We start from the raw sequence: 24,753 nt of genomic DNA, 5'->3' as shown, positions 1-24,753 counted from the left end.
ACAGGCTCTAAATATGCGTAACTATCGCGGCTTAGTAGAGTTCTGTAACTGCCTTGAGGACCGCCGATGGCAACACCAATGATTGATTTCCGAGCCATCCGCACACATCACGGCAGCCAGCACGCGGGTTTCGAGGAGCTGGTCTGCCAATTTGCCGCGCTCGAGTCTCAGGGGGGCGTACCGTTCCATCGCAAGGGTGCGGGTGCCGACGCAGGACTTGAATGTTATCGAGTCGAGCCCAATGGCTCTGAAACTGGATGGCAGGCCAAGTATTTCTTCGAGCTTGGTAGCGGCGAGGCGGGGCAGCTCAAAGACTCCTTTGAAAACGCCGTAGCCAAGCACCCCGCACTCGCCACCTTCATCGTATGCATACCTTTCGACTTGTCTGACGGCCGTGTTGAAGGCCGCAAGTCTGAGCGCGACCGCTGGGATGACTGGGTGATTGCGCGTCAAGCTTCCATCGCGCCTCGTATAGTTGAAATCCAACTCTGGGGCGGCTTTCAGCTCACAGAACGACTCTCACGGAATGATCCACTGTATGTGGGGCGTCGTACCTATTGGTTCGATCTCCCTCATTATGGGTGCGAATGGTTTAAAGACCGGTTTGCGATCAGCCGTGCCGCTCTCGGTCGTCGCTACACCCCAGAACTTAATATCGAACTGCCTATTCGTCAGGCGTTAGTCGCATTCGCACGAGATCCCGATTTCGCGTGCAAGATCATTGGTTGGGCTGATGATCTCGACGAGGCGAGACATCGTTCGCTACGCAGCATCGGCACCGCGCTGGGGGGAACATGTGATATAGATTTCACTGCGCTCGGCGACCAAATGGCTGCGATATCTTCAGCAATTCGCGGCGTACCACTTGGCCCAGCGAATCTCATTCCATTCGGGGAGTGGAGCGCTTTATTGGCGATCGCAACTGCGGCGCTCAACCGCTGTCGGAGCGGAATCTGGGAGCTACGTCGGCAACCCGGCGCGGGTCAGGACAGCGGTCGCGACGGTCTTCATTTTGCCGAACATTTACGCGAAGTGATCGATCGCGTTGTCGAGGAAATCAATGCCCCCTCGACCAACTTCGCTAACTCACACCGCCTGCTGCTGAGCGGAGAGGCCGGTGTTGGTAAGTCACACTTGCTGGCCGACGTCGCCGAGGTTCATGTTGCGCAGGGCTTCCCCGCCGTCCTAACGCTTGGTGGTGCATTCAGTGACGCGGAACCTTGGCGACAGATCGCCGAGCAATTGGGGCTGACAAATGTTCCTCCAGACGCAATTCTCGGTGCACTTGACTCCGCTGCCGAAGCAGCTGGCACCCGTGCGTTAGTGATGGTTGATGCAATAAACGAGCGTAACGGTGTATCGGTTTGGTCCGAGCGTCTTGCCGCGTTCCTCGCTGTTGCCGACCGTTTTGAACATGTAGCGGTTCTTGTCTCCTGCCGCTCCACCTTCATTCCTTATATCGTGCGCGACCTCGATATGACCGCGTTACCCCGCTTGGAACACCCAGGTTTCGCAGGAAGGGCGGCTGAAGCCGCGCGTCGCTACCTCGACCAGCGTGGCATCGTTCGAATGGCAGCCCCGCATTTCGCGCCAGAGTTTGAAAACCCGCTGTTCCTGCGTACTTGCTGTGACATGCTTGAACGTCGTAATGAAAGCGAACTTCCGCGTGGACTGGCTGGCGTGTCGAAGGTTTTCGATTTTTATTTCAACGCAGTGGTCGAGACGCTCAATTTGCGGATGGGCTTGGCGCCAAGGCTAAAGCGTGTAGAAGCGGTCCTATCGGCGCTCACGGAAGAGATGGTGGTTGCGGGTACCGGCTATCTCTCAATTGGCGCCGCGAATTCAATCATCGAAAGTTTGCACAACTCAAACGGTCTCGCTGAACAAAGCCTTTTCTTTCAGCTCGAAAGCGAAGGTGTGATTGCGGTTGAGCCAGTCGGTGACGGCGAAGAAATCAACGAGATGGTTCGCTTTACATTCGAGCGGTTAAGTGACCATCGTATAGCCCAGAGGCTACTCGATACTCATGTAGGCGGTGGCGATCCTGCGCCAGCTTTCATCACTGGGAGGCCACTCGCATCTTATGTGGCGGGTCGAGATTCCTCCAGGTTTGCAGGCATCGCCGAGGCATTGGCTGTACAACTGCCAGAGCGTTACGGCGTTGAACTCATTGACGTTGTCGACGGCAAATTTGCCCGCTGGGAACTTGCTCATGCCTTTCAGCTCAGTCTGCTGTGGCGTCGACAAGACGCCTTCACCAAACGGACCCTCGAGCTGGTTGAGGAATGCGCTGACGTAATCGGAGGTGACGCAGTTCTTGAGACGCTGCTCGCGATCGCCACTGAACCTAACAACCTTTTTAATGCCGACCATCTGGACCGTTGGCTTCAACCGTTACCGATGTACGAGCGCGACATTGAATGGTCGACTCGCGCGACGTGCATCGCCGTGGATGGCGACGGCGACGGCGCGATTGAAACATTGATCGAGTGGGTGCTAGCCAACGGACTTGAGCCAATCGAGCTGCCGCGCGCTCGACTAGTCGCCATCACGCTCGCATGGCTTACTAGCCTCAGCCATCGTTGGGTCCGTGATATGGCGACCAAAGCGCTTGCGACACTATTAGTAAACCGTCGTGAACTCGCCGCCCAGATGATCGAGAAATTCGCCAATGTTGACGACGCTTATGTTGTCGACCGCGTGCTTGCTGCTGCATATGGTGCAGCAACGCGAAGTTCCAGCGATGACGGACTGGCCGAACTCGCGCGAGTTGCCTTTGCAGCTGTGTTTACAAACGACCGGCCACCAACCCACGCGCTCGTTCGCGATCATGCGCGCGGAATCGTCGAGCTTGCCGCCAGCCGCGGCGTTTTGCCGGCGGACATATCGCTAGATTGCGCTCGGCCTCCTTATCCAGGAGGGAGGGAGCTCGAGACGGTGACCGAAGAAACTCTCGGCACGTATGTTCAGAACTATAGCGGCAGTTTATTGCGTGATGAAATTTGCAGTTCCGCAGTCGAGGATGGTGATTTTGCACGCTACAAAATCGATAATCTTGCCGGTGACTTCCTGCTACTTCCACGCTCGGAGCATGATCGTTCCATGCGTGAGATTTACGACGCCTGGTACTTGGAAGCGATCAAACCCCATCCGGCGCGTACCACGGCGTTTGAGAAGATACTTGAAATTGCAGCTCGCACCAATTCGATGCCTACGGGGCTCTCGCTTTTTCTTCGTAAAGATCACGGCGAAGCCAAAAAGCTGATGGAGGCGCGGCGTGCGTCCGAAAAAAAGCGAGACGCGACTATCAGCGAGTTCGAGCGTCTTTTGGACGAGGGAGAGATAGAGGAGTTTCGTATTCGTGCTGCCGGCTTTGTGCGCGGCCGTATGTGGGACGAGCGAGCCGTAGCCGGGCATCCAACATATGCTGGTGATAGGTCGCGCCATTGGGTCGCTTGGCGCGCGCATGAGCTTGGATGGACTCCAGAACGCTTCGCCGTATTCGACCGCGAGATGGCGGGCCATGACCGTAATGAGCACCGAGTCGAGCGCATCGGTAAGAAATATCAATGGATCGCCTACCATGAAATGACCGGACGTCTTTCTGACACCTCGCTCGTTGGTGGTAACTATCAGGAAGATCCCGAGCTCTTTCGCGGGCCTTGGCAAGTCGGCTCACGCGAGATGGATCCGAGTATCCTTGTGACTCGTACGAAACAGCGCGACTCGGATCGTCAAGGTCCGACTTGGTGGTCCCCTCATTTTTCGCGCTGGCGCGACGATCCGCCCGAATCGCGAGTCGCGTGGATGGAGGATCAATCGCGAGATGTGCCTGATCCAGTGCAGCAGATTGATGTCATTGACCCTGCTGGCCGACGCTGGCTCGTACTCGACACAAATGTTGGCCGTAATCATCTGGCTATGGTCGATGGCGAACGCGTGATTCATCGGATGACTTGGCACAAAGTTAAATCGATACTGGTAGCACGCGATGATGTTGAGCTTTTAACAGACTTTCTAACCCAATCAACAGATAATCGGGATCATTTTCCGGCATTGGATATGCCCCAGAATGGCTACCTTGGCGAGTATCCTTGGCATCCGGCATTCGAGACCATCGATGGAAGTTTCGAGATGGGTTCAGACGAAGCAATTCACACGCAAGCGACGGTAGCTGAGTGGCGTGTCGAGCGATCAGGCCATGACTATTCGATTGAGGAAAGCTTCAATCTTACGGTTCCCGCTCCAGCGCTTATGCGTGGACTTCATCTCCGTCTGGCGGAAGGACGGTCCCTTGCATACGCAACAGTAGATAGCAGAATTCTTTTTAAGGACCCGTCCGTTGACGAGCCCGGGTTCAGCGCGGCTATCGTCGATCGCGATGCGATGCGAGAGTTTCTGGACGCAGAAGGGCTAGATGTCGTGTGGGTTATTACTGGTGAAAAAAGTGCCCATGGTGGAGGGCGTCATGGCAATGGGTGGGGTGGAATGCTTAATTACAGGGGGATCTACCGATTTGATGGTGACTCTATCCGTGGCCGACTCGAGTTCGAGAAACAGGCCCCCCGGCCTGAGCAGCTAGCGGAGCTTCTAGCCCATCCGTGAAAATTGCTATTGCCTTTCGAATTTGGGCACCATATCGAGTCCGATTGAAGTGTCCAAAATCATTAGGCCAGTTCAGGGGACGTTTAATCTCTCTCGATTTTAAGAAAGGGATTATCAAGCGGCATAAATTCAAAAATTAGCTTCGCATCTTCAATTAAGTAGCCTTTCAAGGTTGTTTGCTTCCTAATGCCTTGAACTTGACATGTCCAGATGTTCAGACCGTTGTCTCGCTTCCTGTGCACCTTCAGTTTTTCGAACTGCTTTTGCACCCAACGCCATGCTTCAATCTTTTGATCGGACCCTTTAGAAATATCAGGAAACTCCTGCGCATAGCGTTGGAAGAGGCTTGGCGTAACCAGAAACACCGTGCCGCTCACCGTGTGGATTTTGGCCTTGCTGTCATTGATGATCAGCTTGTGGCTCAGGATGCCTTCCTTGACCCAATTCAGAAATGCCTGGCCAGAATTATCCGATGGAAGCGTTGACGTTTCGAGGGCTCTTTTTGACGGTACATCATTGGTCTCAGGTTCAACCAACTCGTACATGTCCAGCAGCGTGCTGAGGTAATCGGCATCCTCTAGCGTCATGGGATCCAGCTGCGGTTGGCTTTGACCTGATCTTGTACTGACTATATCGAGTGTTGGTGTTGGTGCCGGGTTGTAAGTCGAGTGGTCATGGACCGCAGTGTTCACCGTTCCGCTGAACGCCTCTGGCCGGTCCTCGTTCCCCCAAATCAGTGCCGGTTGGACGCGCAGAAAGGTGAAACTCTGCTGCCAGTTTCCCTGTGCCACAAGCGCAGTCCAGATAGCTTTGCCTTCCGGCGTCGACTCAACCAGTCCATGCGATTGCAGCTCGTCAAACATAGCGAGATTGGACGAGGGAATGCCCTCAATCGATTGCGACAGCAGATAGGCTCGTAGCTTATCTGTGACCGTCTTGCTGACGAGCCAGAGCGCGTCCTGGGTCAGCCATCCCGCGGCACCTGGCTGGTTGAGTTTCAGTTCGTGCTGAACCAGATGACGCAGTCCGCTGATCAGGTGATGTTGCAGCGAATGAGTCGGCGCTTGCAGCGCCTTGGTCGGGTTACCACCGATGTTCTGTGCGGTGGAAACACGGTCTGCCTGCATCACCAGCTCACCAAGCACGGCGGCACGTTCATACTGACCTGCTAAGACATACAGCAGGTTGGCCCAGAGCGATGGAAATCCACTGAGCCAATCGAGGATCGAGCGGTCGAGAATCTGGTTGTAGAGCAAGCCTGCGGCCGCGCCATGCAGGTGGTAGTCGCGACCCTTGATATAACGAAAACGGTAGGGCTGATCCAGGGAGCCCTGCCAAGGATGCCAGACACGGCCATCCTGGCGTTCGACCAGCAGGTCCACGGCAATCTTGCCGATGTCATGGAGCAACGCGCCATAGGCGATGCCAGCGGACCAAGCATCGGTCTGGGCTGCCTGGTCTTCGGGCGCGGCGCCGGTCGGCAGCAGATACGACTGACGCAATTTCAAACTACAAGCGACCAGCTCCAAGCCATGGTCGAGCATGCCGCCAAGATAAGCATGGTGGTGCGTCTCGCTGGCTGGAAGCTGCTGGACCAGCTCGGCGTAGCGATGGATCGGATTTAAATAGAGCTGGCTGAACTGCGGATGGGAGAGGGCGGTGTACTGCCAAAGGCGAGTCGGCTAGACGGTTACAGCCCTCTTGTGAAACTCTTTCTTCAATCTAGCTCGGCGATGGTTTCTCCTTTGGCATTGGAAGAAGCAACACCGAAACCAGAAATCCGAGCAGTCCTACGCTGCCTAAGGTCAGCCAGGTTTCGACAGGGGTTCTATTCAATATGAGCCAACTTCCAACGTAATAACCGGCAGCGCCACCGAGTGCGCCCACCGCGCTTAACACACCGAAAAATGTCCCTTGACTGCCATCTGTTGCTAACGATGCGGTCATGGTTTCAAGCGTGGGCAATAGAATTGTTTCGATTACTGTGTAAGCCACGATAAACAACAAAAACCATTCGATACCACACAACATTGCTACGCTGGCAAACGCAACCCCTGCGGCAAGATAGGCCCAGGTAGTCAGTGGTGCAGGATCCACGCTCACCAACCATCGTTTCATGGCGACGATAAAGGTCAACCCCACCACGCCGTTCAGAACGTACACCGCAGAAGCTGCATGTGGCCCTGCTATCTGACTTGCGTACATTGGGAAGGCCACGTAAAGCTGCGGAAAGAGAAAAAACCATGGCAGAGATATAAAAATCAGGCGCCATAAGCCACGGTGCGTGGCGGCTATTTTTAGGCTCCTGAGCGCGCGCTGTTTTTTGAAAAGGATTGATGATCCAAATTTTGCCCGAAAAGCAACGACGCTAAGGCTGAGAAATAATATCGCGCTTGCTGCAAAGGCAGCACGAATATCGATGAGACCCGCCACCCCTCCGACAAGGGGCCCAAGGGCCGCTCCGGTATTCAGCATTTGGTTATTGGCCGCGAATAGGGCCGAAAGGCACGTCTTGGGTTGACGTCCAAACACACCATAAACGCCCCCCTCATAGCACGCTACGCCTGTGCCAGCGATCATCGCAGAGCATATCCAAGCGATCACACCGTCACAAAGGCCAAATCCGAGAAACCCTATCCCTCTCAGCATAAGTCCCAGTGTGATGATCATTTGCGAGCCAAAACGATCAGCGATGGCGCCGGCAGCTAGCGGCAATGCCTGCGCGCAGAGCAAGTTTGCGGACATCACAGAGGCAAGTGCCGCCGCCCCGAAATGAAGGTTGGCTGACATGTACAGCGCCAATAGTGGAACGGTCATGAAGTGCGAGGCGTTCATTAGACCCTGCATCCATAGTAATTGGCGGATCTCGTGGGACCAGACTGGTGGTGCGAACTTTTCTGCCTTGATCATGTTGCGGCTCCGTAACCACCAATGATATTTTGATGGTTACTCAGATCAATGGCTTTTGCAACCAGAGGGTGCAATGCAAACTCACAACCAGGCAGCACCAGGCGAACTTGAAAGCGTTAGGCGCTTTATCAATACTTGGTCGATACCTAACCAAACCCGCATCGAGACGGATAGCCTGCCGCTCCTTGTAAGCGATCCTGACGCGTGGCGCAGCGATCTCTCGCTGCATCCACGTCATCACAGCGATAGCCTGCACAAACTGCTCGCACTGCGCTCGGATCTACGAAAATCGTGCGGTAGCTCGGACGCCAACAGCAAGCAGCTGAATGCCTGGTTCAGTCGTGCCGCCCTATCGGTGCGTGTCGAATCGGTGGAAGCTGTACCGAAGTTAAATGTGACGCCCGCAGATGAAACTTACGTCGGCCATCTACTGGCGATTGTGGCGAATGCAATTGCATCAGGGGCGTGGTCGCGGCTGAAAACCTGTGATGATTGTCAGTGGGCCTTTTACGATCACACTCGCAACGCCAGCAAACGCTGGTGTGGCATGACCAAGGGGGGGCCGAATGGCCGGGCTTGCGGGACTATTGCGAAGGTGAGCGCTTTCCGATCACGAAAAGCAGCTAGAGCGAATACGGATTAGGTTGCTTAACTAAAGCTCTGTAAGCGTTCATCGTCCAGGCAACCTGCCTTTCTTGCCCCCATCGTCTTTCCCGTCAGGATCGCCAATTCTGACCTCCGCCTGTCAGATCGTTCCTATACACATTGACCCAAAAACTTGTACAAGATTAACTGTATATTCGTACAGGTTTTTCGGAAGTCGTGCGTCATGAGCTTTTCAATTCTCGGTCCTATCGCCGTGGGTGGCTTGAAGCTGCCCTTGTGTTCGTTTCGTGTGCCTGCCGGGTTTCCATCCCCTGCGGCGGATCACATCGAAGCGCATATCTCATTGGATGAGGTTCTGAATATCCGTGCTCCACATGTGTACCTGGTTTCGATTGCCGGGGAGAGCATGCAAGGTGCTGGAATCTTTGAAGGAGATCTGGCGGTAGTGGACCGGGCGTTGGAGCCGGTGCATGGCCACATCGTCGTCGCTCTGTTGAACAACGAGCCCGTCTGTAAACGACTGTGCATTCGGGGCAAGGAGGTGATTCTCCATTCGGAGAACCCAAAGTACCCACCGAGGTACGTGCTTGAGGGCGATGAGCTGGTTATCTGGGGCGTCATCACCTGCAGTGTGCGCAGCCATGTCTAAAGCCCAGCCGGTTTTCGCCCTGATCGATTGCAATAGCTTCTACGCCAGTTGCGAACGGGTGTTCCGTCCGGACCTGGCTCGGGTGCCCATCGTAGTGTTAAGCAACAACGATGGTTGTGTGATCGCTCGCAGCTATGACGCCAAGCCCTACGTGAAAATGGGCGCGCCGTACTTTCAGATCAAGGACACGCTGCGTCAGCATGGGATTGTGCCGTTCTCTTCAAACTACGCGCTCTACGGCGATATGAGTGAGCGTGTGATGACGCTTATTGAATCGATGGTGCCCGCGGTTGAGGTGTATAGCATTGATGAGGCTTTTGCGGACCTGACGGGTATTGAGGGGCTGGATGCTCTCGGTCGCAAGATCCGCAGTCACGTGCTGCGCTGTACCGGCATTCCGGTTGGGGTGGGAATCGCCCCCACCAAGACCCTGGCAAAGCTGGCGAACCACACTGCCAAACGTCTGCAGGGTCAGACCGGCGGGGTGGTAGACATCTGCGATCCGTTCAAACGGGACTGGGTGCTACGAAACACCGATGTCTCAGAGGTCTGGGGCATCGGCCGCAAGCTGAAGCTTCACCTGGAGGCCATAGGTATCAAGACGGCGATGGACTTGGCCAAGGCGGATCCGTGGACGCTTCGTAAGAAATTTAGCGTAGTGATCGAGAAGACGGCCCGGGAGCTGAGTGGTACGGCTTGTCTGGAGCTGGACGAGCCGGATCCGCCGAAGCAGGAAATCTGCTGTAGCCGCATGTTCGGTAAGCGCCTCACAGAACTGGCGCCCATCAAGGAGGCGGTGGCCACCTACATGATGCGGGCTTCGGAAAAGCTCAGGGCGCAGAAGTCGTTGTGCAAGAAGGTCCGCGTCAGCATCCGCACCGGCATGTTCAATCCAGAGGAGGCGAAGTACGCGAACGGGATATTGATTGAGCTGCCGTATCCGACAGACGACGTGCGTCTTTTGACGAAAGCAGCAGTAGACGCGCTGGATCGGATTTTTCGGCGTGGCTTCAAATACAGTAAAGCTGAGGTGTTGCTGATGAATCTCTGTCAGGCGGGGGAGTACACCGATGATCTGTTTGCCACGTCGCAGCCTGCTGATGCGACGAAGTTGATGGCTGTGTTGGACCAGATCAATGGGCGATGGGGCAGAGGAACGCTTCGATCAGCTAGCGTCCCTGGCGACCCTGACTGGGGCATGCGGCGGGAGATGATGAGTCAGAGCTATACCACCAAGCTTGATCAGCTGTGGCGGGTTCATTGCCATTAAATCGGTCTGGGGGGGCCGCTTTGGTCCAGTTTATAGCCTGATTACAGTCGGCAGTCGGCCAGTAGCAGCCCATCGCGAAGGCTGTGACCGACAAATAGCAGACGCTCAGCGAGCTTGCTAACACCTGCTAAATGCATCGGAAATGGGTTTCGGCTACAAGTTTTAGCTGACCGCCTCGTTGGCAGTGAAGCGTTAGTCAAGAAGACCCAGCGTGGTTACGCTGTTGAACATCGAGCCCATCAGTTAAGGGACGGGCCCCAGTCCTACTCTGCCTGCCAGCCTTTGACGCCGCCGCTCAAGGGGCGAACGTCCGAGAAGCCCGACGCCTGCAGTAAGTCGGCTGCCCCACAGGAACGCTGACCACCAAAATTGCAGACGGTTACGATAGTCCCGCCGGGTGCAAGCTGGCTGGCATACACCTGCAAGTGATCGGCGGGGATGTTAATGGCGCCTTCGACATGGCCTGCCGCAAATTCCTCGGGTGGTCGCACGTCTACGATTGTCACTTGTTCCTTGTGCGCGATTAACTCTTTGAGTTCGTTAGGCTGGATGAAGGTACGCTCGCTCATGGGATAGCTCCTGGTCATTGTGTTAAAGCTTTTCGCCAGATCGCGAAGTGCTGTCAGGCGGATGTCGATTCGGTGGCGAGCCCAGCGGCGCGCCATTCTGGATACCCTTCCTCTAGACGTCGGACGTTGTAGCCCTTGTCTCGCAAGCGAGCTACTGCTTCGAACGACATCACGCAGTACGGCCCACGACAGTAGGCAACGATCAGATGTTGTTGCGGCAATTGGCTTAGACGATGTTCCAATTCACTCAACGGTATGGAGAGGGCGCCTGGTAGATGACCAAGATCAAATTCATGCTCAGGCCGTACGTCGATCACCGTTATCTCACCGCCGCGCAGTTGTTCCAGCAGCTGCTCGCGAGTCAGCGCATCGAGGTTGTCGCGGGCTTGAAAATAGTCGGTCATTACTTGCTGTACTTCTGCACGATTGCGTTCGCCAACTCGGCCCAGGGAGCCAAGTAGTCCTACCACCTCATCATGGCCAGCCAGTCGGTAGAAAACTTGCTTGCCTAGGCGTTCGGTCTCAACCAAGCGAGCGCGCCGCAGGATCTGTAGATGACGAGATGTATTGGCAAAGGTCAGTTGGCAGCTCTGAGAGAGTGATTCGACACTATGTTGACCTTGCCCCAGCCGCTCAAGCAGTTCGATCCGATGAGGATGGCCAAACGCTTGGGCTATTTCTGCCAAGCTTGCATAGATTGCCTGCCTGGGGCTGGGGTGTGTTGTATTCATGGATCGCTCATTCAGCAGATTAATGGAATAACCTGGCGACTCTAAACCGTTGTGCGTTCGACGCCTACCGTACTGCTATGTAAAAGCACGCCATATGTAGTGCAGCCCAACGACGATGCCAATAGCACCCAGCATACGTCTGAGCAGTTTTTCGGGTAACCAGGGTTGCAGTGCAGCCCCAGCATAGGTACCGGCGAAACCGCCTGCGCCTAGCGCAAAACCCATTGCCCAATCAGGGGTAATAGCGCTACCGCTGGCAGCAGCTATCAGCAAATAGGTTGCAAGCCCGGCGATCGAGGTCACCAAGGTCGACGCTAGCGCCGCAGGCGCCACTTCCGCCACCCCATACCCCATGCCGACCAGAATGGGCGCTAACAACGAGCCCCCACCAATGCCATAAATCCCACCAATCATTCCCACGATCAGCGCTATGCCGAGGACAGGCGCCCGATGCTTGCGATGCACCTCGCCTTTGCCTAAGGAGGCACTGCTGCGTCCAAATACCAGCCAAGTACCCAACGGAATTAGTACCCCAGCAACTACCAGTAGGAATGCCCCAGGCCCGGTCAGCCAATACACCCTGACCACTGCTCCGGCAATAGTCCCTGGAATAGTGCCGATAACGAGCAGACGTGTCAGTGACCACTGGATCTTTGCACGGCGGTTATAGCGCAACAGCCCGCCTGGTATCGCAACAAGGTTATATAGAAGGTTGGTTGGAGTTATCGCCGTAGTAGGAACCTGCAGCACACTCATCTGCACTGGCAGTAAAAAAACAGCTCCGGAAACGCCTACCGGCGCGGTGATGGCAGCGATCAAAAAAGCGAGGCATGCGGCGAGCAACAGCGTCATTGCGTCACCTCGAAAAAATCGCGGGAAGCCCGGTCAGCGGCAGGTGCTGAAGGCCAGAACTGAAGCTGGAACGAGCTCATGCTTGTTTATCCTTGTCATTCAATCATTATTGAAACTGATTGAATGATAATAATCAAGCTGGAATGATCTTATGGATTGGACGTTCTTAAACCTTGAATCTGCGCGATTTCAGTGGCTTTTGATAATTCTGTGGTGGTGATGATGACTGGCAGCAGAAAGCTGTGTAGCGATTGCTCTTCTGGCCGAAAGGCAGCCCGCTGGTGATCCCCCGTCCTTCGTAGGCTAAAGGCGTTCTATCTCTAATCCAGCGTCGGCCAGCGCGTCGAAGCCACCAATGTTGAACACGGAATCAAAGCCCATATTTAGCAAGGTCAAACCGGCAAGGGCTGACCGGAAGCCTGCTGTGCAGTAAACCAGTACAGTTCGATGCTTCTCAAATGCAGGATCGTAGTGAGGGCCATCGGTGTCAGCGGTCAACTCCAGCAGACCACGCGGGATATTGATTGCCCCCTTGATCATCCCTGTTGTCTCTGTTTCAAAAGGTTCCCTGACGTCCAGCGTGAGCACCTCAGCAGACCGCATCAGTTCTAAAGCTTCGGCAGGTGATACCGTTGGTACTACGGCCTCAGCTTCGGCCAGCAGCTCCTTAAAGGTCGTAGGCATGCAGTTCCCCGTTTATGGTTGTGTCGAAGCTAAACCTCGCAGGAGCGTATGGCCCAGTTCACTTGGAAACGCCCAATCATCTTTCGCGTCTTAGCGAGCAGATTGCGGAACATTGTGGTAACCCCGGCGTTTACCGCTAATGAGCAGCCAGATAATTGCCAGCGCCGCCAGTGCGAGCCACGGCAATAGCAGGGCGTTAAGCGTTTGCCAGCCAAAGATGTTCAACAACCCACCAGCACCAAAAGAACATGAAAGTCCAACCGCAAAAATCACCAGGTCATTGGTTGCCTGTGCGCGGCTTTTCTCTGACGGACTATAGGTGGTTGTCAGTAGAGTTGTCCCTCCGATAAACAGGAAATTCCAGCCAACTCCTAGCAGCACAAGGGCACTAGCAAAAGAGTTGAAGCCCGTACCGGTGAATGTGCTCAACACATGAAGTGCTAGCAAAAGCAGCCCCAAGAGCATGACCCGTAAGGCCCCAATACGTGAAATCAGCTGCCCGGTAAAAAAGGACGGAAGAAACATGCCTAGTACATGTAACTGGATGACCGTCGCTGCAGCCGCTAGAGAATGATGGTGGTGGATCATGGCCAAGGGCGTGGCTGTCATCGCCAGAATCATTATGCCGTAACCGGTGACTGCACCGAACAGGGCCACAAGGTAGGTTGGCTGGGTGACGATCTGGCGCCACGATCTGCCCTTGTCATTGGCGATTTGCGTCGTCTCTGTTTTTGGCATTTGTAGAAACGCCAGTACGCCAAATCCAAGCCCAGCAACGACTGAAAGCAGTAAGAAAGATCCCATATACGCAGACGTCAGCAAGTCTCCGCCGAAGCGCGCCAAGGTCGGCCCTAAAAGCGCGGCTACCACTCCTCCAGCCAAGACCAGTGAAATCGCTTTAGGACGGAAAATGTCATCGGCCACTTCGCTAGCAGCAAAGCGATAGAACTGAGCAAATGCCTGGTAGGTTCCGACGAAAAACGTACCGAGGGCTAGCAAAGGTAACGAAGTCAGCCAGATACCTAACGCTGCTATGAGACCACCGAGCACACCGAGTGCTGCTCCTAACATGAAGCCTGCACGACGACCCGCTTTAGCCATCAGTGCAGACGCAGGAAACATCCCTACCGCCGTGCCCAGGAACATCGACGCGATGGGAACCGTGGCCAGGTCAGCGCGCTCTGTTAGCTGAGCGCCTGCGAGCCCGCCGACTGTCATGACCAGTACCGAGACTGTTTGGAACAGGGCTTGTGCGCTGGCTAGCACCCCGACCTGTCGATGCATCGCTTTCATCTTGTCCTTCCTGATTGCGGAGGCGGCCTCCCGATTAGGCTGGCAGTATGAAAATGGTCGATATATTATTCAAACGAATAAAATAGCCATTTGTGCTGAAGAAAATTAATGGACAGAATCCCGATTGATATCCGTCACCTCCAAACGTTGGTTGCGCTGCGAGACAGTGGAAGCGTCTCCAGAGCAGCTTCGTGGATGCGATTGACCCAGGGGGCGCTGTCCCATCACATCAAAGCGCTCGAAGATTTTTGCGGGCTTCCGCTATTCGTTCGCAAGTCGTCACCGGTGGTTTTTACCCCCGCAGGCAAGCGATTGCTGGAGGCGGCAGATAAGGTTGTGCCGATACTCAACCAAACCACTCGCGACCTGCTTCAGATGGCTAAAGGCGTAAGCGGCACAATGCGTATCGCGATTGAATGCCACACCTGTTTTGACTGGCTAATGCCGGCAGTGGACGCATTCAGGGCGCGCTGGCCGGAGGTGGAGATAGATTTGGTTTCCGGCTACCACGATGATCCTATCGGCCTATTGCACCAACGACGAGCCGACCTTGCGCTTGTATCGTGCTCAGATAGGGACGAGCCTGGGGTAGATTTCCACGGATTGTTTCGCTATCCATTGGTAGCGTTGTTGGCGAACGACCACGATCTCGTCCTCAAGGATTATCTAGAAGCTGAAGATTTTCGTGATCAGACCCTGGTCACGTATCCCATAGAGGAGGACGCACTCGATATCGTTAAGTCAGTGCTCCGTCCTGCCGGAATCACCGTGAGCCGCCGAACCACCGAGCTCACCGTGGCGATTCTGATGTTGGTGGCTGCCCGACGCGGCATCGCAGTCCTGCCGCGTTGGGCAGTGCAGACTTATCTCCAACGTCAATACGTGACAGCTAAGCCTATAACCTCAAGCGGTCTCATTTCAGACATATGGGCTGCCACGCTGCCTGAGGAAAGCGCTAAGCCTTACGTTGTTGAATTTCTATCGTTGCTCAGAGAAACGACCGCAGCGGCCATTCCAGACGTTGAACTGATCGGCTAAACCCAGCTATGTCCTCAACTGAGCGACTAAAAGAGGTGCGTATGGAAAGTAAAAGCCATTGGGAAAAGGTTTACAGAGAAAAAGAACCCGACGGCGTGAGCTGGTACCAGGAACACGCCGAGAGATCTCTTGCCTTGATCGATAAGTACCGACCGCAAACTGACGCTCAACTGATTGATGTGGGCGCTGGCGCCTCGACGCTGATCGACGACCTGCTCCGCATGGGCTATCAAAATTTAACGGTGCTGGATATTTCAGCTGCCGGGTTGAACGTGGCGCGCGAGAGACTTGGAGCGGAGGCTGAACGGGTCAGTTGGATAGAGGCAGACATCACCTCTGCCTCTCTTCCACGTCATCGATACGACCTATGGCATGACCGAGCGGTATTCCATTTCTTGACGGAACCCGAGGATCGAGCCAAGTACATACAAGTCATGAGTGCAAGCCTCAAACCCGACGGAATTGCGATCATCGGCACGTTCGCTGAAGAGGGGCCCAGTCAATGCAGCGGACTCCCAACCGAGCGCTACAGCGCCGCAAGCTTAGCCACGGTATTAGGTGACCAGTTCGAAGCGCTTGAGTCTGCGTACGAAGTGCATCTCACTCCTAATGGCCGAACTCAGCAGTTCTTATACGGATGTTTCGGCATGCGTTCCAATGTTGTTCCGACGCGCTAGCTTGAGATCTAGCCTAGCTGTGCTGTAATCCTTGCCGGAACAGCGGCCAAGAGAAGAGTGGCGTCTCGGCAATCTATGTACGGTCGTTAACCATTATTAAGCGCAAGAAAAGGGTTATTTGGTGGTAACGATGGTAGAAGTACAGTCGGCTCTGCAATCAGGTACCCCTTCAAAGTCGATTTCTTCCTGGGCCCTTGCACGTTACATACCCAGATGTTCAATCCGTCGTCACATTTCCTGTGAGCCTTCAGTTTCTCGAACTGTTTCTGGACCCAGCGCCATTCTTCCATCTCTTGGTCCGCACCCTGCGATATACCGGGAAACTCCTGCGCGTAACGTTGGAAGAGACCAGGCGTGACCAGAAATACGCTGCCACCCACCGTGTGGATTTTGGCCTTGCTGTCGTTGATGATCAGTTTGTGACTCTGGATGCCTTCCCTGACCCAATCCAGGAATGCCTGGCCTGGATTATCCGATTGAAGCGTTGAAGTATCATCAGCACTTTCTGACCATGTGTCTCTGGCCTCAGGCTCTTTCAATTCGAACATGTCCAGCAGGGTGCCGAGGTAATCGGCATCCTCTAGCGCCATGGGATCCGGCTGCGGTTGGCTTTGACCTGATCTTTTACTGACTGTTTCGTGCGCCGGTGTTGGGGTGTCAGTTGAGTGGTCATGTGCCGATATGCTCACCGTTCCGCTAAAAGCCTCAGGCCGGTCTTCATTTCCCCAAATTAGTGCCGGTTGTAGGCGCAGAAAGGTGAATCTCTGCTGCCATTCCCCCTGTGTCACATTTGCAGTCCAGATGGCTTTGCCCTCCGGCGTGGACTCAACCAATCCATGCGATTGTAGTTCATCGAACACCGCTAGGTTGGATGAGGGAATGCCCTCAATCGATTGCGACAGCAGATAGGCTCGCAGCTTGTCCGTGGCCGTCTTGCTGACCAGCCAGAGGGCGTCCTGAGTGAGCCATCCTGCGGCACCTGGCTGGTTGAGTTTCAGTTCGTGCTGAACCAGATGGCGCAATCCGTTGATCAAGTGATGTTGCAGCGAATGAATCGGTGCTTGCAGCGCCTTGCTCGGGTTACCACCGATGTTCTGTGCGGTGGAAACGCGGTCGGCCTGCATCACCAGCTCACCAAGCACGGCGGCACGTTCATACTGACCTGCTAAGACATACAGCAGGTTGGACCAGAGCGATGGAAATCCACTGAGCCAATCGAGGATCGAGCGGTCGAGAATCTGGTTGTAGAGCAAGCCTGCGGCCGCGCCATGCAGGTGGTAGTCGCGACCCTTGATATAACGAAAACGGTAGGGCTGATCCAGGGAGCCCTGCCAAGGATGCCAGACACGGCCATCCTGGCGTTCGACCAGCAGGTCCACGGCAATCTTGCCGATGTCATGGAGCAACGCGCCATAGGCGATGCCAGCGGACCAAGCATCGGTCTGGGCTGCTTGGTCTTCGGGTGCGGCGCCGGTGGGAAGCAGATACGATTGACGCAATTTCAAACTACAAGCGACCAGCTCCAACCCATGGTCGAGCATGCCGCCAAGATAAGCATGGTGGTGCGTCTCGCTGGCTGGAAGCTGCTGGACCAGCTCGGCGTAGCGATGGATCGGATTTAAATAGAGCTGGCTGAACTGCGGATGGGAGAGGGCGGTGTACTGCCAGATGCGATCAAGCAGCTGGCGGCGGTGTTCGGCCGCTAACAAGCTCTGGGACGACTCGATGGGCAGGTAACCTTCGGCGACGCTTACGATTGGTGGCGGAGGGGGCTTCTGCCCTTTGTGGCGAAACAGACCGAGCATCGTGGCCTCCCGGGAATTAGTTGGGTCAGTGGCCTTTTAGCCTTTTCGGATAGGGCTCTTACCCTTGACTCCCCATTCCCCTTCCAACCCTTACCCGTCCTTTTGCCGTGTGTCCATTTGTGCGGCAATCGGAATATCGATTTGGCCTGGTGCCGTTTTATAGGATGCGCATGCTGGTACGAAAAAGGAAAGTGTCGGTACACTGCGGTGCGAATTTTATCGGGTCTTGCCATGAATCTCACTGACGCCACGCTCGTGCTGCTGCTCGCGGCACGTATCCATGGGACAGACGAAGCTGTCAGGGCTTCGGCGAAGAGCGTGGTCAAGAAGCTGCCGCGCAGCAAACGCGATCTGATCTACAAGGTGATCGACAGCCGAAGTCCACTCGAGCTGGTGGATTACCTGGCTGAGAATCTGGATACGTAACGGTGTACTGCGGTTACGGGATTACTTCATGTTCTTGCGTCAGAGCTCCGCAGTGTGGGGATTTTTCTGGACATAGAAAAAGGGTCCAACTCGTGTTGGACCCTATCAAGCGTGTGCAGCGGTGAGGTGACGATCAAGCTCCATCGTTCATGCATCGCGAGTCATCCATTACCGTCTGCTTCCGTTGTTGCTCCAGGTTGAGCACATACTCCGAAGCGCATCGGGCCTGGCCACTGGCGCGGAAAATCGCGCGGTTGTCAGCCTTGAGCAGGCCGAGCCAGGAGTCGATATAGCCCTCGTGCCGAAGCTCTCCCCGTATACCGGTGTAGGCACATAAAAAAGCGGCGCCCATTTCGGCGATCAACTCTTCAAATGCATAGCCTGGCGAGCCAAATGGACACGGAGAGGTCACGCCTTCGCGCTGCAATCGAGAGTGGTGTCCGGTCCAGTGCGTCAGCTCGTGAAGCGCCGTGGCGTAGTATCCACCTTGATCGTGGAATTGCGATTTTGTCGGCAATTGGATGAGATCCCTGATCGGGTGGTAAAAAGCTTCGTCGGCAGTTCGATGAATGATGTTTGCGCCCGAACTTAACAACAGATCCTCCGCGGCGCTGTTGGGGAAGAAGGGATAGCTCGGCTCCGTCTCGAGCAAGGTTTCGTGGAGCGTTTCGAGCCCTTCCGTTTGCTCGATGTTGAACAGAAAATGCGTCCTGAGAATGCCAAAGTGAGCAACCTTGGGCTGACCATTTTCATCGAGTACGGGTTGGCCCGATTCGGTCTGTTCCTCGCGTTCCATCGGTTTGTAGAGCACTGCCAGAGTGCTGTGCTCACCCTTACGGATGTGCCCGCCGGCTTTTTTGGCTTGATTGAAGGTCAGCCAGCGATCTTGAGTGAACCCCTGCAACCTGGCCTCGGCCCAGAGCAACGGTAAATTGATGCCCGAGTAGGGACGCTGCGTGATGGCGTTGATGGGATAGGGCTGGTGATGAGCGATGTCAGTTGAGCCACTTGAGGACCAGGGTTTGATCCAGGGCGCTACGCCTTGGTCTAACGCGGTAACGATCTTGTCTGTCACGTCTTGGTAGATATTGCGCATGGCATTTTCCTCGAAAAACCGGAGGAACGCCTTGCCCGTCGGGGAGGGTTCCCTAGTGGGTGTTGATTGGATTGGTGCAGGACTGCGTATAGCCTGAGTTGGATCAGTGGCCGGGTATGGCCGTTTGCGTTTAGCGTTGCTGCTCTTCCGCAAGCGCAATCAGTAAGGCGTTAGGTTGGTCTGATGCCTGAAGTAGGCTGAGGCTCAGTCGCAGCAATGGTTCATGTTCTGCATCACTCACTGAGCCGAACTTGGCTATCTCGAACACCACGTAGGGTGCGTTTGGATCGGCCAGGTGAGCTTTGAAGGCTGCGCGTAGGACGTTGCTCAGCCTATCGAGCTGCAGTTTTTCAGGATGATTTGAACCATCGAGCAATACTGCGTGTTGCCACGCGTCTGGAGTGAAAACAACGGGCACGCGCAGAGTGTTCAGTGCTTCGCTTGTGAGTGAGTCGGACATGGTGTGCCTCCGTTGATAGCGCGAAGAAACCTGTCCCATGGGGGAAAGAATTTCCCCGCAGTGGGTTGAAGAAAAGCAAGAGGGTTTGGGGCGAGCCGAGCTCGAAAGACGCTCGGGAGAGCAGTAGGCGTTCATCACCCGTGAAACGTGACCGTGCGAGCCACCGAACGCTAATCGCACTTGGGGGAACCATCACCGGAGTGACGTAGCTTTAAAGGCTCTGGCTACCTGGGAAGGTGCTGTCGAAAACAGCGAACCGTATCCTCTATGTAGCTGGATGATTTTGATGGGGCAACGGCCTTAGAGGCGCTGTTGTACGAGGAGCGTCTTCTGTCTTCCAGTGAAGAGTTTTCGACCGAATAAGCTGATAAACGGTTAAGCATGGGCGGTTTTCAGTAGTAGGCTGTAATCACGATTTCCACAGGAATACACTCAGAAGAGGGCGCAATCATGCCGGCTCAGCAGCCAGTTCAAATCTCCCGCGCACACCGCTGGGCATATGTCTGCGGTATGTCGGTAAAACGTGTTTATCGCAGGTTAAAAGGATTTGAATCTCGTGTGGCTAAACGTGCAGTGGCGACAGGTATGCCTGCTGGTGGGCTACTGATTCGTGGGAGCTTTCTGGTTACGAAGCTGGCACTCATCCTCGGGTTGCTCTTTATCGGTTTCTGGTTGGTCGCTTCTGTGGTGACGATGATTGCTGTAGTTGGGCTTCTGATGTCCAAGGCTGTCATTGATGCGGATCTCGAAGGTAATGATCCAGGTCCAGACTTTTTAGGGGCCAACTCCTATCTAGGCAATTACGACGACAACGGCCATTACATCGGGCATTCCAAATCATCGAGTAGTGACGTCAGATGATCCGTTTCGTAGCTCCCATCAACTGATCTGTGCCTTTGCCTGCCGCCCCATGCGCGGCCTTGCTCGCACTTCCTAGCATCCCTTCAAGGCTGCTGCCAATTGAATAGCCTGCCCAGCTCATAGCAACTAGAAATAGACCTGGCAGGACCAAGAACATCGCCCCCATCACATACTCAATCACCTGCGCTGTGACGGTCCCATCCATAAATCCGGATGTCGGCAGCGACAAAAGCACCTGACTGGAGGCCGACACTTGGTTGTACAAGGTGTCGAGCATGCTGGAGTCGATCCAGCGGGCCAACTCCCACCAGAAGGTGAGCATGTGCAGCGTGAACAGTGCGAACGTCATCGTCATGACAGTCTTTAGCTGGTAGGTACTGACCAGCAGGATCAGCGGCAAGCTGATGATGACGCCCATGATCAGGAAAGCCTGCACCATGGGCAGGGCGGCGCGTAGCGCATTCATCGCCGGAAAGTTGCTGAAAGAGCCGAGGGCAAGTCCAGTGTTGGTCGCCAAGTTATTGAGTCCCTGATTGATCGACCCACCGCGAGCACTGGAGCCATAGTCTTGGTACACCTGTCCGGGCGACATGGACATCGATTGTTGGCGAGGGCTGACCAGTTCGCGGAGGGTGGCATCTTCGATCTCGGTGCTTGAGCGGCCAGTCAACCAACCTTTCAACTGAGTCAGTAGCGAAGGATCGACTTGCTCGATCAAACGCTCTCGCAGCCCGACTCCGCTATCACTCCACCACTGCTTGCAGGTGGGGTAGCCCGCGCCATTCTCCAGCCGCGGTAAGGAAACATCGCGGCTTTCGTCATACGGCCAGCTGACTCGCGGTGTACGTGAGCGATCGGTGTTGTAGTAGCCCGGAGTGTCGAGGAAATAGCTTGAGCCGATCCAGGACGCATCATGACTTTGCGCCTTGTCCAGTTGCGGACGATTGGTGAACAGCCTAGAGCGGGAATAGCTGTAGCAGTCACGTGTGAAGTCGCCAATTTCCTGCAGCAGGACCTGACTGTCGATGCGCGAACTGTCGATCTCCATACGCATCTGCCGGATATCCGGTGCGCAGGGGATGGAGGCGGTGGCCGCCGCGGTCACTCCTTTGCTCAAGGCATGAACCAGAAACCACCAGACCGGCACGTTGGCAGAGCGTTCTCCGATGGTGTTGAAAGTGGCGCCCCAAGCGGTTTCCGCTGGCTTGGCCACGCTGACACCGCATCGTTGGCTCGCTGCATCATCGTACGCCATTGTACCGAGGTTTAGCGGAAAGACCGGCGCGCAGCCGAACAATACGACAATGTAAGCCAGCCACAACCGGTTCTCGATCCGCGGTACCGAGAGCAATCCCTTGTTACCTTCGTCCGCGCCTTGCTGACGGGCCGACAACCATTCTTGCAAGATGATTGCGCCAAAGGGCGCCGCGAATAGCCCGGTGTCGGACAGGACACTCCATAGGCCGTTGTTGATGATCCAGGCCAGCAGGGATAGGTAAAACTCCAGGTAGCTGTTGGTGCTCATGAGCATGGTGGCGGCCTCACAGTCGGGTGAGTTCGATGCAGGCAAAGAGCACGAGCCCTAGTGTCCCAATGCGCTTCACGCGCAGTCGATCCTGTGGTCGATGTCGGTAGCGCCGAAGCAGATCCCACCAGAGCGCAGAGAGGGCGCCGTAGGGCAGGGCACGCCACCATCGCAGATAAGGCCGTAAGGATTCGAATGCCTGCTGCCAGGCCTCGAAACTACCCAGCGCAGTGCAGCCGATCCAGGCGACCAGTGCGGCGCTCAGAATCATCACCGCGGCAATCCCCAGACTCGAAAGCAAAGTGAATAGCGCTGAGCGTTTCATGGCTCACTTGTTCCTGGCGTCAGCATCATTGAGTCGGGCAGGCTCGGGGTCGCCTTGTTCGACGGGACGCGAAGCATCGGCACCTCCGACACGTCGATCGAGTACCAGGCTGGCGGTATTGGTAGCCAACATTTGCCGGACTTGCAGCTCGGTCTGCAGCAGGCGTATTTCGCGCTCCAGAGTGTCGATGTTTTTCGTCAAGGCCGTTTGGGCCGGTTCGGCGGAAGCGATGTTAGGTTCGTGGCTGCCTGCCAGCAGCGTGCGCAATAGCAGGAGAGCTTTGTCGAGCACACTGGATAAAGCCGTCTCACTGGCCAGGCGCTGCGCCAACACATCTTGATCAGGATCGTCGCGCAGGGCTTCGATCACACCACGGGTCACCGGCAGCATCGGGCTGGAGGCTTTGCTCAGATTGTCAGGGGTAGGCGGCAGAGAGCCGGACAGCAATCCTTGCAGGGTCTTGAGGTGTTCACTGTAGGCCTCCTGGATCAGCGGCGTCAGTCCGCTGCCAGCGGTAGCCCGCAGAGTCTCACAGGTGTCGCAGGTCGCGACTTCGGTCTCGCCCAACACTCGAACAGCCCATTCGGATTCCTCTTGGGGGGAGGTCCATGTCTCGCAAATAGCGCCGCCCAGGCAATCACTGCTACTGATCGAGGCGCTGTCATCCACCGACCGGTTATGTAGCAGGTTGTAGCCCGCGCGCACCACATCGGAGGTTGCCCGGATGGGTGTTTGTCCGCTACCTCCAGCCTTCTGCCCGCCGACCCAAGACACCCCATTGTTGCCGTTACGGGCCTCGGTGTTTTTTACCGCGGCCACCGCATCACCACCGGTTTTTTCGAGGTTGCCCTGCATCTCCTGGTTCTTGGCCAATGCGCCCCAGCCGGCTTGACCGACCTTGTCCGCCATCTTCTCGGCCATGGCTTGGCAGGTCAGCTTGGAACGGTCGAAGTCGATGCGCCCTTGCATCACTCCGTTACTCAACAACTCATAAAGCCCGGGATTGGCGCGCTGGATGATCAACGCCGGCAGCGACATCACCGCTTGGGTCGCGTTCTGCACAATGTTGCCCATTATCTGCTGGAACCCTTCGGTGACGCCGTTCAACTGGTTTTGCAAGGTATTGGTGAGGCTCATGTTTCCGCACATCATGTTCGCTTGCCAGGATCCGCCGACACCGAGCCCGTTGGGGCGATAGAGCGAGCTCGGCGAGCCCGCTGCCGAGCCGCCACCGATGGTGTACATCACCCGGTCGTCGAGCACTTCGCCTTGAGTGCCTAGACGGTAATCGTCCTCGGCGGCGTGGGCATGCGTGGCCACGGCGAGCAGTCCGCAGAGCAACAAACTCATCGGGCCCAACCATGGTCCTGCAAGAAGCCGACTCATGAAGCACCACCTTCGAAGTCGATGCTGAACAGGAAGGTCTGTCCCTCACGCTTGCAGCAGCTGTAGGGACGCCACAGCGACCACGCGTAGCCGCCATCCGAGCTCTGCACCGAATCGCTGGGGAAGATGGCACATGTGGGTTGAACCACGGGGGAGAGCAATTGCCATTTGTGGGTCGAAGCGTCGTTTTCAACGATTGGGCCAGGCGGCCAATAACCATCGCGTGGTACGGGTGTGAGCGGGACATACACGTGCGGTTGCCAGTTGCGGGTAATAACATCACCCGCTCGCTGCGCCATCACCGCAGCGGCTTTGAAGTCGTCGGGTTGCACCAAAAATCCTTGCCGGGGATAGACGTTGCCCCACATGTTTCCCGCGAGCTGACGACCGATTTCACGGATTCCCGGCACGAGTGACTCGGGGTAGAGGCTTTCCGGGATGCCATGACGCCAGGCCAGTGAGTCCCAAGTGCTCAGGTAGTAGGGCATGAACCCCGTGGCACCGCTGGCGCAGGCGTAGCCGGACTGCGAGGCCAGTTGCGTGGCGGCCCCGCCTCCGGGGTGGCCGATGCCATCAACATTTTTGAAACGAGGCAGGTTATCGCGCTGGGTGTTCGGCGTGATCAGGTTACCGCCACCTTCCGCACCGCTGATGGGAGAGGAGAGAGCGGCCATCTCGGTCCAGGGATTGCTCCCGGTGGTGGCATAGCTCGAGACCACTAGCTCAGGAATGAAATGACGGACCTTGGTTGAGGTTTTGACTGTGCAGCCGAAGGGCGTGCAAAGGAGCCAGAAACAATTGCCGACGACCCTGTACTCGAGGCAGTCTGGAGAAAGTACGGAGGCGGTAATGCTGCTGGTATCCAGCGCCACGCTTGACCCGGATGCCAGCAGAATGCTCAGCGCCAAAGGCTGTAACTTCTGGGGCGAAAATTGCGGGCAGGCAGCAGACATGATCCAGGCTCTGGGTGTATGGCCTGGACAGG

The 24,753-nt window shown here is 55.8% G+C and carries 21 protein-coding genes and 1 pseudogene; 8 read left to right on the top strand and 14 right to left on the bottom strand.

Translation table 11 applies throughout. The features are described 5' to 3' along the window. Positions 1-66 precede the first annotated feature (66 nt). The gene (locus tag GXB78_RS06020; protein ID WP_329514739.1) at positions 67-4,605 is read left to right on the top strand and encodes an ATP-binding protein; all 4,539 of its coding nucleotides are present in this window, start codon (positions 67-69) and stop codon (positions 4,603-4,605) included. 83 nt (positions 4,606-4,688) lie between these two features. Here the strand turns inward: GXB78_RS06020 and mobH (GXB78_RS06015) are convergent. Together mobH (GXB78_RS06015) and GXB78_RS06010 are read right to left on the bottom strand one after the other, a co-directional pair. After that, positions 4,689-6,281 (bottom strand): annotated as a pseudogene (gene mobH, locus GXB78_RS06015) (MobH family relaxase); the annotation flags it as partial. 46 nt (positions 6,282-6,327) lie between these two features. Continuing rightward, a complete protein-coding gene (locus GXB78_RS06010; RefSeq protein ID WP_329514738.1) occupies positions 6,328-7,515 on the bottom strand; it encodes an MFS transporter in 1,188 nt (395 codons plus the stop codon). 73 nt (positions 7,516-7,588) lie between these two features. Here GXB78_RS06010 and GXB78_RS06005 point away from each other — a divergent pair, with 73 nt between their 5' ends. From GXB78_RS06005 to umuC, 3 genes are all read left to right on the top strand, one after another. Further along, the gene (locus GXB78_RS06005) at positions 7,589-8,158 is read left to right on the top strand and encodes a CGNR zinc finger domain-containing protein (protein ID WP_329514737.1); all 570 of its coding nucleotides are present in this window, start codon (positions 7,589-7,591) and stop codon (positions 8,156-8,158) included. A 186-nt stretch (positions 8,159-8,344) separates the two neighbouring features. Beyond that, on the top strand, positions 8,345-8,770 hold the full coding sequence (locus GXB78_RS06000) for a LexA family protein (protein ID WP_265028981.1): 426 nt from the start codon (positions 8,345-8,347) through the stop codon (positions 8,768-8,770). After that, on the top strand, positions 8,763-10,040 hold the full coding sequence (umuC, locus tag GXB78_RS05995; RefSeq protein WP_329514736.1) for a translesion error-prone DNA polymerase V subunit UmuC: 1,278 nt from the start codon (positions 8,763-8,765) through the stop codon (positions 10,038-10,040). The genes GXB78_RS06000 and umuC overlap by 8 nt, the downstream gene beginning before the upstream one ends. A gap of 263 nt (positions 10,041-10,303) precedes the next feature. On the opposite strand, the gene GXB78_RS05990 is transcribed toward umuC, so the two are convergent. From GXB78_RS05990 to GXB78_RS05970, 5 genes are all read right to left on the bottom strand, one after another. Beyond that, complete coding sequence (locus GXB78_RS05990) at positions 10,304-10,609, bottom strand: rhodanese-like domain-containing protein (protein ID WP_329514735.1); 306 nt, start codon at positions 10,607-10,609, stop codon at positions 10,304-10,306. Between the two features lie 53 nt (positions 10,610-10,662). Beyond that, positions 10,663-11,340, bottom strand: a complete 678-nt coding sequence (locus GXB78_RS05985; RefSeq protein ID WP_329514734.1) for an ArsR/SmtB family transcription factor — start codon at positions 11,338-11,340, stop codon at positions 10,663-10,665. 75 nt (positions 11,341-11,415) lie between these two features. Further along, positions 11,416-12,192, bottom strand: coding sequence for a sulfite exporter TauE/SafE family protein (locus GXB78_RS05980; RefSeq protein WP_329514733.1), 777 nt, complete (start codon positions 12,190-12,192; stop codon positions 11,416-11,418). 303 nt (positions 12,193-12,495) lie between these two features. Then, positions 12,496-12,876, bottom strand: a complete 381-nt coding sequence (locus tag GXB78_RS05975) for a rhodanese-like domain-containing protein (protein WP_329514732.1) — start codon at positions 12,874-12,876, stop codon at positions 12,496-12,498. Positions 12,877-12,966: 90 nt separating this feature from the next. Beyond that, positions 12,967-14,169: an MFS transporter gene (locus tag GXB78_RS05970; RefSeq protein ID WP_329514731.1), complete on the bottom strand. Its 1,203-nt coding sequence runs from the start codon at positions 14,167-14,169 to the stop codon at positions 12,967-12,969. 108 nt (positions 14,170-14,277) lie between these two features. On the opposite strand from GXB78_RS05970, the gene GXB78_RS05965 reads away from it, so the two are divergent. Both GXB78_RS05965 and GXB78_RS05960 read left to right on the top strand, forming a co-directional pair. Then, positions 14,278-15,207, top strand: a complete 930-nt coding sequence (locus tag GXB78_RS05965) for a LysR family transcriptional regulator (protein ID WP_329514730.1) — start codon at positions 14,278-14,280, stop codon at positions 15,205-15,207. 41 nt (positions 15,208-15,248) lie between these two features. Beyond that, positions 15,249-15,884: a class I SAM-dependent methyltransferase gene (locus GXB78_RS05960; protein ID WP_329514729.1), complete on the top strand. Its 636-nt coding sequence runs from the start codon at positions 15,249-15,251 to the stop codon at positions 15,882-15,884. A gap of 86 nt (positions 15,885-15,970) precedes the next feature. Here GXB78_RS05960 and mobH (GXB78_RS05955) read toward each other — a convergent pair whose 3' ends face one another. Further along, positions 15,971-17,689 carry a MobH family relaxase gene (gene mobH, locus GXB78_RS05955; protein ID WP_329514728.1) on the bottom strand — a complete coding sequence of 573 codons (1,719 nt, stop codon included), beginning with the start codon at positions 17,687-17,689 and terminating at the stop codon, positions 15,971-15,973. A gap of 231 nt (positions 17,690-17,920) precedes the next feature. Here mobH (GXB78_RS05955) and GXB78_RS05950 point away from each other — a divergent pair, with 231 nt between their 5' ends. Further along, on the top strand, positions 17,921-18,115 hold the full coding sequence (locus GXB78_RS05950) for a DUF7740 domain-containing protein (RefSeq protein ID WP_025214500.1): 195 nt from the start codon (positions 17,921-17,923) through the stop codon (positions 18,113-18,115). Positions 18,116-18,248: 133 nt separating this feature from the next. Here the strand turns inward: GXB78_RS05950 and GXB78_RS05945 are convergent, their stop codons facing one another. After that, entirely contained in the window at positions 18,249-19,211 is a 963-nt protein-coding gene (locus tag GXB78_RS05945) for an ArdC family protein (protein WP_329514727.1), read from the bottom strand. Positions 19,212-19,341: 130 nt separating this feature from the next. Continuing rightward, on the bottom strand, positions 19,342-19,671 hold the full coding sequence (locus GXB78_RS05940; protein WP_329514726.1) for a hypothetical protein: 330 nt from the start codon (positions 19,669-19,671) through the stop codon (positions 19,342-19,344). A gap of 450 nt (positions 19,672-20,121) precedes the next feature. Here GXB78_RS05940 and GXB78_RS05935 point away from each other — a divergent pair, with 450 nt between their 5' ends. Next, complete coding sequence (locus tag GXB78_RS05935) at positions 20,122-20,532, top strand: DUF3742 family protein (protein ID WP_329514725.1); 411 nt, start codon at positions 20,122-20,124, stop codon at positions 20,530-20,532. On the opposite strand, the gene GXB78_RS05930 is transcribed toward GXB78_RS05935, so the two are convergent. The 4 genes from GXB78_RS05930 to GXB78_RS05915 are packed head-to-tail and all read right to left on the bottom strand — an operon-like array spanning position 20,525 to position 24,721. Then, positions 20,525-22,063 (bottom strand): conjugal transfer protein TraG N-terminal domain-containing protein, encoded by a 1,539-nt coding sequence (locus GXB78_RS05930; protein WP_329514724.1) that lies wholly within the window; start codon positions 22,061-22,063, stop codon positions 20,525-20,527. The two genes, GXB78_RS05935 and GXB78_RS05930, sit on opposite strands and share 8 nt — an antisense overlap. A 10-nt stretch (positions 22,064-22,073) precedes the next feature. Continuing rightward, positions 22,074-22,382, bottom strand: coding sequence for a hypothetical protein (locus tag GXB78_RS05925; protein ID WP_329514723.1), 309 nt, complete (start codon positions 22,380-22,382; stop codon positions 22,074-22,076). Positions 22,383-22,385: 3 nt separating this feature from the next. After that, on the bottom strand, positions 22,386-23,768 hold the full coding sequence (locus GXB78_RS05920) for an integrating conjugative element protein (protein WP_329514722.1): 1,383 nt from the start codon (positions 23,766-23,768) through the stop codon (positions 22,386-22,388). After that, positions 23,765-24,721, bottom strand: a complete 957-nt coding sequence (locus GXB78_RS05915; protein ID WP_329514721.1) for a TIGR03756 family integrating conjugative element protein — start codon at positions 24,719-24,721, stop codon at positions 23,765-23,767. The genes GXB78_RS05920 and GXB78_RS05915 overlap by 4 nt, the downstream gene beginning before the upstream one ends. Positions 24,722-24,753 lie beyond the last annotated feature (32 nt).

The organism is Pseudomonas moraviensis subsp. stanleyae, assembly GCF_036283065.1.
In the GTDB taxonomy this organism is placed as follows: domain Bacteria; phylum Pseudomonadota; class Gammaproteobacteria; order Pseudomonadales; family Pseudomonadaceae; genus Aquipseudomonas; species Aquipseudomonas stanleyae.
Note: the sequence above shows the minus strand (reverse complement) of the source record. Positions and strands in the feature narration are given on the sequence as shown.

What these genes read in the sequence shown, in the direction of transcription:
- GXB78_RS05985 (WP_329514734.1), bottom strand. Translation starts at nt 11,340, where the DNA reads ATGAATACAACACACCCCAGCCCCAGGCAGGCAATCTATGCAAGCTTG.
- mobH (WP_329514728.1), bottom strand. Translation starts at nt 17,689, where the DNA reads ATGCTCGGTCTGTTTCGCCACAAAGGGCAGAAGCCCCCTCCGCCACCA.
- GXB78_RS05960 (WP_329514729.1), top strand. Translation starts at nt 15,249, where the DNA reads ATGGAAAGTAAAAGCCATTGGGAAAAGGTTTACAGAGAAAAAGAACCC.
- GXB78_RS05950 (WP_025214500.1), top strand. Translation starts at nt 17,921, where the DNA reads ATGAATCTCACTGACGCCACGCTCGTGCTGCTGCTCGCGGCACGTATC.
- GXB78_RS05920 (WP_329514722.1), bottom strand. Translation starts at nt 23,768, where the DNA reads ATGAGTCGGCTTCTTGCAGGACCATGGTTGGGCCCGATGAGTTTGTTG.
- GXB78_RS05930 (WP_329514724.1), bottom strand. Translation starts at nt 22,063, where the DNA reads ATGCTCATGAGCACCAACAGCTACCTGGAGTTTTACCTATCCCTGCTG.
- GXB78_RS05945 (WP_329514727.1), bottom strand. Translation starts at nt 19,211, where the DNA reads ATGCGCAATATCTACCAAGACGTGACAGACAAGATCGTTACCGCGTTA.
- GXB78_RS05990 (WP_329514735.1), bottom strand. Translation starts at nt 10,609, where the DNA reads ATGAGCGAGCGTACCTTCATCCAGCCTAACGAACTCAAAGAGTTAATC.
- GXB78_RS05980 (WP_329514733.1), bottom strand. Translation starts at nt 12,192, where the DNA reads ATGACGCTGTTGCTCGCCGCATGCCTCGCTTTTTTGATCGCTGCCATC.
- GXB78_RS06005 (WP_329514737.1), top strand. Translation starts at nt 7,589, where the DNA reads ATGCAAACTCACAACCAGGCAGCACCAGGCGAACTTGAAAGCGTTAGG.
- GXB78_RS06010 (WP_329514738.1), bottom strand. Translation starts at nt 7,515, where the DNA reads ATGATCAAGGCAGAAAAGTTCGCACCACCAGTCTGGTCCCACGAGATC.
- GXB78_RS05925 (WP_329514723.1), bottom strand. Translation starts at nt 22,382, where the DNA reads ATGAAACGCTCAGCGCTATTCACTTTGCTTTCGAGTCTGGGGATTGCC.
- GXB78_RS05970 (WP_329514731.1), bottom strand. Translation starts at nt 14,169, where the DNA reads ATGAAAGCGATGCATCGACAGGTCGGGGTGCTAGCCAGCGCACAAGCC.
- GXB78_RS05965 (WP_329514730.1), top strand. Translation starts at nt 14,278, where the DNA reads ATGGACAGAATCCCGATTGATATCCGTCACCTCCAAACGTTGGTTGCG.
- GXB78_RS05935 (WP_329514725.1), top strand. Translation starts at nt 20,122, where the DNA reads ATGCCGGCTCAGCAGCCAGTTCAAATCTCCCGCGCACACCGCTGGGCA.
- GXB78_RS05940 (WP_329514726.1), bottom strand. Translation starts at nt 19,671, where the DNA reads ATGTCCGACTCACTCACAAGCGAAGCACTGAACACTCTGCGCGTGCCC.
- GXB78_RS06000 (WP_265028981.1), top strand. Translation starts at nt 8,345, where the DNA reads ATGAGCTTTTCAATTCTCGGTCCTATCGCCGTGGGTGGCTTGAAGCTG.
- GXB78_RS06020 (WP_329514739.1), top strand. Translation starts at nt 67, where the DNA reads ATGGCAACACCAATGATTGATTTCCGAGCCATCCGCACACATCACGGC.
- GXB78_RS05915 (WP_329514721.1), bottom strand. Translation starts at nt 24,721, where the DNA reads ATGTCTGCTGCCTGCCCGCAATTTTCGCCCCAGAAGTTACAGCCTTTG.
- GXB78_RS05975 (WP_329514732.1), bottom strand. Translation starts at nt 12,876, where the DNA reads ATGCCTACGACCTTTAAGGAGCTGCTGGCCGAAGCTGAGGCCGTAGTA.
- umuC (WP_329514736.1), top strand. Translation starts at nt 8,763, where the DNA reads ATGTCTAAAGCCCAGCCGGTTTTCGCCCTGATCGATTGCAATAGCTTC.